The 7,581-nt window shown below is 66.0% G+C and carries 14 protein-coding genes; 2 read left to right on the top strand and 12 right to left on the bottom strand.

Features of this window, described 5'->3' with window-relative positions:
- The first annotated feature begins 254 nt into the window (after nt 1–254).
- Nucleotides 255–923, top strand: a complete 669-nt coding sequence (locus BGO22_RS16610) for a cytochrome b/b6 domain-containing protein (protein ID WP_070401250.1) — start codon at nt 255–257, stop codon at nt 921–923.
- Between the two features lie 102 nt (nt 924–1,025).
- Nucleotides 1,026–1,523, top strand: coding sequence for a GNAT family N-acetyltransferase (locus BGO22_RS16605; RefSeq protein WP_070401251.1), 498 nt, complete (start codon nt 1,026–1,028; stop codon nt 1,521–1,523).
- A gap of 1 nt (nt 1,524) precedes the next feature.
- Here the strand turns inward: BGO22_RS16605 and BGO22_RS16600 are convergent, their stop codons facing one another.
- The 12 genes from BGO22_RS16600 to rpsJ form a co-directional block, all read right to left on the bottom strand.
- Nucleotides 1,525–2,034 carry a peroxiredoxin gene (locus tag BGO22_RS16600; protein WP_286851820.1) on the bottom strand — a complete coding sequence of 170 codons (510 nt, stop codon included), beginning with the start codon at nt 2,032–2,034 and terminating at the stop codon, nt 1,525–1,527.
- Between the two features lie 94 nt (nt 2,035–2,128).
- Nucleotides 2,129–2,398: a 30S ribosomal protein S17 gene (rpsQ, locus tag BGO22_RS16595; RefSeq protein ID WP_070401253.1), complete on the bottom strand. Its 270-nt coding sequence runs from the start codon at nt 2,396–2,398 to the stop codon at nt 2,129–2,131.
- 10 nt (nt 2,399–2,408) lie between these two features.
- Nucleotides 2,409–2,609 (bottom strand): 50S ribosomal protein L29, encoded by a 201-nt coding sequence (rpmC, locus tag BGO22_RS16590; RefSeq protein ID WP_070401254.1) that lies wholly within the window; start codon nt 2,607–2,609, stop codon nt 2,409–2,411.
- A 16-nt stretch (nt 2,610–2,625) separates the two neighbouring features.
- Entirely contained in the window at nt 2,626–3,042 is a 417-nt protein-coding gene (gene rplP, locus BGO22_RS16585) for a 50S ribosomal protein L16 (RefSeq protein WP_070401255.1), read from the bottom strand.
- 2 nt (nt 3,043–3,044) lie between these two features.
- The gene (gene rpsC / locus BGO22_RS16580) at nt 3,045–3,923 is read right to left on the bottom strand and encodes a 30S ribosomal protein S3 (protein WP_070401256.1); all 879 of its coding nucleotides are present in this window, start codon (nt 3,921–3,923) and stop codon (nt 3,045–3,047) included.
- Between the two features lie 13 nt (nt 3,924–3,936).
- Entirely contained in the window at nt 3,937–4,272 is a 336-nt protein-coding gene (gene rplV / locus BGO22_RS16575) for a 50S ribosomal protein L22 (protein ID WP_009519300.1), read from the bottom strand.
- 9 nt (nt 4,273–4,281) lie between these two features.
- Nucleotides 4,282–4,557, bottom strand: a complete 276-nt coding sequence (rpsS, locus tag BGO22_RS16570; RefSeq protein ID WP_070401257.1) for a 30S ribosomal protein S19 — start codon at nt 4,555–4,557, stop codon at nt 4,282–4,284.
- Between the two features lie 12 nt (nt 4,558–4,569).
- The gene (gene rplB, locus BGO22_RS16565; RefSeq protein WP_070401258.1) at nt 4,570–5,394 is read right to left on the bottom strand and encodes a 50S ribosomal protein L2; all 825 of its coding nucleotides are present in this window, start codon (nt 5,392–5,394) and stop codon (nt 4,570–4,572) included.
- Nucleotides 5,395–5,396: 2 nt separating this feature from the next.
- The gene (rplW, locus tag BGO22_RS16560) at nt 5,397–5,711 is read right to left on the bottom strand and encodes a 50S ribosomal protein L23 (RefSeq protein WP_070401259.1); all 315 of its coding nucleotides are present in this window, start codon (nt 5,709–5,711) and stop codon (nt 5,397–5,399) included.
- Nucleotides 5,708–6,331, bottom strand: a complete 624-nt coding sequence (gene rplD / locus BGO22_RS16555) for a 50S ribosomal protein L4 (RefSeq protein WP_070401260.1) — start codon at nt 6,329–6,331, stop codon at nt 5,708–5,710. The genes rplW and rplD overlap by 4 nt, the downstream gene beginning before the upstream one ends.
- Nucleotides 6,331–7,005, bottom strand: coding sequence for a 50S ribosomal protein L3 (gene rplC / locus BGO22_RS16550; protein WP_070401261.1), 675 nt, complete (start codon nt 7,003–7,005; stop codon nt 6,331–6,333). Before rplC ends, rplD begins: the two co-directional genes overlap by 1 nt.
- 196 nt (nt 7,006–7,201) lie before the next feature.
- The gene (gene rpsJ, locus BGO22_RS16545) at nt 7,202–7,519 is read right to left on the bottom strand and encodes a 30S ribosomal protein S10 (RefSeq protein ID WP_070401262.1); all 318 of its coding nucleotides are present in this window, start codon (nt 7,517–7,519) and stop codon (nt 7,202–7,204) included.
- Nucleotides 7,520–7,581 lie beyond the last annotated feature (62 nt).

The following is a 7,581-nucleotide window of genomic DNA, read 5'->3' as shown; positions in this document are numbered from 1 at the left end:
CCGTGAACGAGGCCTTGCGGTACTTCACGGCGTCCTCGGGTTTCTGGAACTGGGCCATGGCCGGGGCGGCCAGGGCGCTGGCGGCCAGCGCCAGGAGGAGCGGAGCGACTGTCTTCATTGAATCTCCTGTGGGGATGTTGAACGCCGGCTCTGCAGGCCGGCGCTCGCTGAGGTTGCCACGACGGGTAAAGTTCCGTTGAACCGATCCGGCATTTCCCGATCCACCGCTCGGTCGTCACCCACGCTTCGCCAACATGCACACCATCCGCATCTGGGACCTGCCCACCCGACTGTTCCACTGGCTGCTCGCGCTCTGCGTGATCGGGCTCATCACCACCGGCACCCTCGGTGGCGCCTGGATGGAGTGGCATCTGCGGCTGGGCTACGCCGTGCTGGCGCTGCTGCTGTTCCGGCTGGTGTGGGGCTTCCTGGGCGGGCGCTGGTCGCGCTTCGCCAGCTTCGTCTACTCGCCGCGCTCGCTGCTGCGCTACCTGCGTGGTCGCGCGCCCCTGGAGCACACCGCCGGCCACACGCCCCTGGGCGCGCTGTCGGTGTTCGCCCTGCTGCTGGCCCTGGCGGCCCAGGTGGGCAGCGGCCTCATGAGCGACGACGAGATCGCCACCTTCGGGCCGCTGGCGCGCTTCGTCTCGGGCGAGACGGTCTCGGCCGCCACCGGCTTCCACAAGGACGTGGGCCAGTACCTGGTGATCGGCCTGCTGGTGCTGCACCTGCTGGCCATCGCCTGGTACCTGTTCGTGAAGCGCCAGCCACTGGTCCAACCCATGCTGAAGGGAGACAAGCAGTTGCCCGCGCCCCTGCCGCCCTCGCGCGACGGCCGTTGGGACCGGGCGCTCGCCGGTGCCTTGCTGGGGGTGTGTTCGGCCTTCGTGGCCTGGCTGGTCAGCGTCGGCTACGCGCCCTGACGGCCTGGCCCGCCGCGGCGCTGGCTGGCCCCGCTCGGGCGGATTGACTTATATTGCCGGTTCGCCCTCCCCCTGCGGCCCCGCCGGCCGCCCCCCGAACCCATGCCCGAGACGCCTTCAGCCGCCATTGAACTGCGGCTGGCCGAATCCCCCGACGACATCCTGGCGGTGCGCGCCTTGTTCCTGGACTACCAGGCCTCGCTGGACGTGGACCTGTGCTTCCAGGGCTTCCAGGACGAACTGGCGAAGCTGCCCGGCGACTACGCCCCTCCCGGCGGCGCGCTGCTGCTGGCCCTGGTGGACGGTGCGCCCGCCGGCTGCTGCGCCCTGCGCCCGCTGCCCAGCGCCGACCACCCCGACGCCTGCGAGATGAAGCGCCTGTTCGTGCGCCCCGCCTTTCGCGGCTTCGGCCTGGGGCGGCTGCTGGTCGACCGCATCCTGATGCTCGGACAGATGGGTGGCTACGCCACCATGCTGCTCGACACCCTGTCGGACATGGAGGCGGCGCGCGCGCTCTACCAGGACAGCGGCTTCGTCGAGATCGCGCCGTACTACCACAACCCCTTGCAGGGCGCGCACTACCTCAAGGTCGATCTCTGAATCAGGCCGCCTTGGCCTGGGCCAGCAGCGTGCCGGCGTCGCTCACCTCGAACTTGCCCGGCGCCTCGACGTTGAGCGTCTTGACCACGCCGTCCTTCACGAGCATGGAATAGCGGTTGCTGCGCAGGCCCATGCCGCGCGCGGTCAGGTCCAGCGTCAGGCCCGTGGCCTTGGTGTAGTCGGCGCTGCCGTCGCCCAGCATGCGCACCACGCCGGTGGTTTTCTGGTCGCGCGCCCAGGCGCCCATCACGAAGGCATCGTTCACGCTGATGCACCAGATCTCGTCCACGCCGGCGGCCTTGAGGTCGGCCGCCTGCTGCACGAAGCCCGGCACGTGCTTGGCCGAGCAGGTGGGCGTGAAGGCGCCCGGCAGCGCGAAGATGGCGATGGTCTTGCCCGCGGCGGCCTTCTGCACGTCGACCGGGTTCGGGCCGATGCTGCAGCCATTGCCTTCGACCTCGCTGTACTCCATCAGCGTGCCGGCGGGCAGCTTGTCTCCGACCTTGATCATGGTTTCTCCTGTTCGGTTGGGGGCTGAAAACAAAAAAGCGACCGGATTGTCGGTCGCTTTTTCGATGCGCGCTGCGCAGGTCCGGGAAACGGACTCAGACGATGGCGGCTTTCTGCACCAGACGGCTGGCCACCCAGTTCTTGGTCTTGGAAATCGGGCGGCTCTCGGTGATCTCGATCAGGTCACCCAGCTTGTACTCGCCCTTTTCGTCGTGGGCGTGGTACTTGCTGGACTTGATCACGATCTTGTCGTAGATCGGGTGCTTGACGCGGCGCTCGACCAGGACCGTCACGGTCTTGGCGCGCTTGTCGCTCACCACCTTGCCGACCAGGGTGCGCTTGAGGGCGGTTTTGGCTTCGGTCATGGTTGGCTCCTTACTTGGCGGCTGCGCGCTGCTTCTCGGCCAGGATGGTCTTGGCGCGAGCGATGGCACGGCGGGTGTCGCCCAGCGTGGCGGTGTTGTTGAGTTGTTGCGTGGCCTTCTGCATGCGCAGATTGAAGTGGGCCTTCTGCAGCGACTTGATCTCGGCCTCGAGGCCGGCCGCGTCCTTCTGGCGCAGTTCTTCAGTATTCATAACGTGTTCTCCTGAATCACTGGCCCAGCAGGCGCGTCACGAACGTGGTGCGCAGCGGAAGTTTGGCGGCGGCCAGAGCGAAGGCCTCGCGGGCGAGCGCTTCGGGCACACCCACGATTTCGTACAGCACCTTGCCAGGCTGGATCTCGGCCACGTAGTACTCGACCGAACCCTTGCCGTTGCCCATACGGACTTCGGCGGGTTTCTGCGAGATCGGCTTGTCCGGGAACACACGGATCCAGATGCGGCCACCACGCTTGACGTGACGGGAGATCGCGCGGCGCGCGGCCTCGATCTGGCGGGCCGTGATGCGGCCACGGTCGGTGGCTTTCAGGCCGAAGTCGCCGAAGGCAACGGTGGCGCCGCTGGTGGCGACGCCGGTGTTACGGCCCTTCTGCTCCTTGCGGTACTTGCGACGAGCGGGTTGCAACATGTTTATTCTCCTTTGCCGTCCGCAGCTGCAGGTGCGGGTGCGTCTTTGCGTACGCGCTTAACGGCGGGTTTGGAATCACCACCCGTGGCTTCGGCGGGCTTGTCGCTGCCATCGGCCGGGGCGGTGTTGGTGCCACGGCGCACGGCGGCGCGGGCGGTCGGGCCGGCCGGGCGCTCGCTGCGCTCACGGCGCGGACCACGCGGGCGGCGCTCTTCTTCGGCGCGCGGCTCGGCCACCACGGGGGCGTCGTTGCGGCCCAGGGTGTCGCCCTTGTAGACCCACACCTTCACGCCGATGACGCCATAGGTCGTCTTGGCTTCGGAGGTGCCGTAGTCGATGTCGGCGCGCAGGGTGTGCAGGGGCACACGGCCTTCGCGGTACCACTCGGTGCGGGCGATCTCGATGCCGTTCAGGCGACCGGCGCTCATGATCTTGATGCCCTGGGCACCGAGGCGCATGGCGTTCTGCATCGCGCGCTTCATGGCGCGGCGGAACATGATGCGCTTCTCGAGCTGCTGGGTGATCGAGTCGGCGATCAGCTTGGCATCGATTTCGGGCTTGCGCACTTCTTCGATGTTCACGGCCACAGGCACGCCGAGCTTGGCGGCCAGTTCCTTCTTCAGCTTCTCGATGTCCTCGCCCTTCTTGCCGATCACCACGCCCGGACGCGCCGAGTAGATGGTGATGCGGGCGTTCTTGGCGGGGCGCTCGATGACCACGCGCGACACAGCGGCGTTCTTGAGCTTGGCCTTCAGGTACTCACGCACCTTGATGTCTTCGGCCAGCATGCCCGCGAAGTCGCGGTTGCTGGCGTACCAGCGGCTGGCCCAGTTGCGCGAGACGGCCAGGCGGAAGCCGGTCGGGTTGATTTTCTGTCCCATGTTCCTGTGCCTCTCAGTTGCCGACCGTCACGTAGATGTGACACGTGGGTTTGCTGATGCGGTTGCCACGGCCTTTGGCGCGAGCCTCAAACCGTTTGAGCGTCGTGCCTTGTTCGACGTAGATCGTCTTGACGCGCAGCTCGTCGATGTCGGCACCGTCGTTGTGCTCGGCATTGGCGATGGCGGACTCCAGGGCTTTCTTGACGATGCCGGCGGCCTTCTTCTGGGTGAAGGTCAGGATGTTCAGGGCCTGGTCGACCTTCTTGCCGCGAATCAGGTCGGCCACGAGGCGGCCTTTGTCCACCGACAGGCGCACGCCACGGACGACAGAGCGGGTTTCCGTACTCATGGTGGTTCCTTACTTCTTGGCTTTCTTGTCGCCCGGATGCCCCTTGAAGGTGCGCGTCAGGGAGAACTCGCCGAGCTTGTGACCGACCATCTGGTCGGTGATGTACACGGGCACGTGCTGCTTGCCGTTGTGCACGGCGATGGTCAGGCCGATGAACTCGGGCAGGACCATCGAGCGGCGCGACCAGGTCTTGACCGGCTTCTTGTCCTTGGTGGCCTGGGCCTTCTCGACCTTGGCCATCAGGTGGTGGTCCACGAAAGGACCCTTTTTGAGCGAACGAGTCATGTGGTCAACCCCTTACTTCTTGCGACGCGAGACGATCATCGACTGCGTGCGGCGGTTGTTGCGGGTACGGTAACCCTTGGTGAGGTTGCCCCACGGATCCACCGGAGCGCGGCCTTCGCCGGTCTTGCCCTCACCACCACCGTGCGGGTGGTCGATCGGGTTCATCGCGGTGCCGCGAACGGTCGGGCGGATGCCCATGTGGCGCACGGCACCGGCCTTGCCGATCTGGCGCAGGCTGTGCTCGGTGTTGGAGACCTCGCCGATGGTGGCGCGGCAGTCCACGTGGATCTTGCGCACTTCGCCCGAGCGCATGCGCACCTGGGCGTAGATGCCTTCGCGGGCCAGCAGCACGGCCGAGGCACCGGCCGAACGCGCCATCTGCGCGCCCTTGCCGACCTGCAGCTCAATGCAGTGGATCGTCGAACCCACGGGGATGTTGCGGATCGGCAGGGTGTTGCCCACGCGGATCGGCGACTCCGAGCCCGACAGCAGCGTGGCGCCCACCTCGACGCCGCGCGGCGCGATGATGTAGCGGCGCTCGCCGTCGGCGTAGCACAGCAGCGCGATGTGCGCGGTGCGGTTCGGGTCGTACTCGATGCGCTCGACCTTCGCCGGGATGTTGTCCTTGTTGCGGCGGAAGTCGACCACGCGGTAGTGGTGCTTGGCACCACCGCCCTTGTGGCGCGTCGTGATGTGGCCGTTGTTGTTGCGGCCGGCTTTCTGGAACTGAGGCTCCAGCAGCGGCGCGTAACCGGCACCCTTGTGCAGGTTTTCGCGCGTGACCTTCACCATGCCGCGACGGCCTGGCGAGGTCGGTTTCATCTTGATGACAGCCATGATTACGCGGCCTCCCCACCGAAGTTGAGTTCCTGACCGGGCATCAGCGTGACATAGGCCTTGCGCACATGGTCGCGGCGGCCGATGGTCTTGCCAAAGCGCTTGGTCTTGCCCTTCTGGTTCACGACCGACACACCCTTGACCTGCACCTTGAACATCAGCTCAACGGCGGCTTTGATCTCGGGCTTGGTGGCGTCGCGCAGCACCTTGAAGAGCACGGCATTGGATTGTTCGGCGGCCTGGGTGGCCTTCTCGGACACGATCGGTGCCACGAGGACCTGCATCAGGCGACCTTCGTCGAATTGGGCGGTGCTCATGCGAACATCTCCTTGAGCTGGTCGATCGCCGCCTTGGTGACGATCACTTGCTTGTAGTGCACCAGCGACAGCGGGTCGGCGTAACGGGGCTCGACCACCAGCACGTTGACCAGGTTGCGCGAGGCCAGGTACAGGTTCTCGTCGACTTCGTCAGCGATCACGAGCACCGACGACTTCAGGTTCATCGCCTTGAACTTGTCGGCCAGCTGCTTGGTCTTGGGCGAATCGACCTTGATCGACTCGACCACGGACAGACGGCCTTCACGGACCAGCTGCGAGAAGATGGACGCCATGCCGGCGCGGTACATCTTCTTGTTGAGCTTCTGGGTGAAGTTCTCGTCGGGGCTGTTCGGGAAGATGCGACCGCCCCCACGCCACAGCGGCGAGGAGGTCATGCCGGCGCGAGCGCGGCCGGTGCCCTTCTGCTTGAACGGCTTCTTGGTCGAGTGCTTGACCATCTGGCGGTCTTTTTGAGCACGCGTGCCTTGACGGGCGTTCGCTTGGTACGCCACCACGAGCTGGTGGATCAGGGCTTCGTTGTAGTCACGACCAAACACGGTCTCGGGCACGTCCAGCTTGGACGCGGCCTGGCCTTGGTCGTTGAGGAGTTCGACTTGCATCAGTTCGCTCCTTTGGCGGCGCTGGCCTTGACGGCGGGACGCACGGTGACGAAACCGCCCTTGGCACCGGGCACGGCACCACGGATCAGCAGCAGCTGACGGGCTTCGTCGATGCGCACGATGTCGAGGTTCTGGATGGTCTTGGTGACGTCGCCGAGGTGGCCCGTCATCTTCTTGCCCGGGAACACGCGGCCCGGGTCTTGCGCCATGGAGATCGAGCCCGGCACGTTGTGCGAACGGCTGTTGCCGTGCGACGCGCGCTGCGAGGCGAAGTTGTGGCGCTTGATGGTGCCCGCGAAGCCCTTGCCGATCGAGGTGCCTTGCACGTCGACCTTCTGGCCTTGCGAGAACAGCTTGTTGACATCGACCACGTCGCCCGGCTTGTACTGGGCGGCAACCTCGGCGGTCACGCGGAATTCGATGATGAGTTCACCGGCTTCGACGCCGGCCTTGGCCAGGTGGCCGGCCACCGGCTTGGTGACGCGGGAGGCGCGGCGCTTGCCGAAGGTGACTTGCAGCGCGTCGTAGCCGTCGTTGGCCTGGGTTTTGACCTGGGTGACGCGGTTGTTCGACACGTCGACCACCGTGACAGGCACTGCGTCCCCGTCATCGGTGAACAGGCGCATCATGCCCACCTTGCGGCCCAACAACCCGAGGGAGTTGCTCAGACTCATTGTTTTCTCCGTTCCCGACTTCAATTGGCCGGGGCTGATGGTGCGCGACCCGAAGGCCGCGCCTGAATGGCGAGCACCAGGGTGCCGACGCCACGAAATATCCGGCCCAAAAGCCGGAAAGCCCGCCAGTATAGCCAGCGGGCTTTCCTTGTGCAAGTCCGCCGGGCGAAAACCCGGCAAACCAGGGCCCCTGGCCTTACTGCAGCTTGATCTCGACGTCCACGCCGGCCGGCAGGTCGAGCTTCATGAGCGCGTCCACCGTCTTGTCGGTCGGGTCCACGATGTCCATCAGGCGCTGATGGGTGCGGATCTCGAGCTGGTCGCGGCTGGTCTTGTTGACGTGCGGCGAACGCAGGATGTCGAAGCGGCGCATGCGCGTCGGCAGGGGCACGGGACCCCGGACGATGGCGCCGGTGCGCTTGGCGGTTTCGACGATCTCGGCGGCCGATGCGTCGATCAGCTGGTAGTCGAAGGCCTTGAGGCGGATGCGGATCTTCTGTTTGGTGGCAGCCATGGACACCGCTCCTTATTCGATGATCTTGGCCACGACGCCGGCGCCGACGGTGCGGCCGCCTT

The sequence above is a fragment of the Hydrogenophaga sp. 70-12 genome, assembly GCF_001897365.1.
Classification (GTDB): Bacteria; Pseudomonadota; Gammaproteobacteria; order Burkholderiales; family Burkholderiaceae_C; genus Hydrogenophaga; species Hydrogenophaga borbori.
This window is presented reverse-complemented; position numbering and strand designations above follow the sequence as displayed.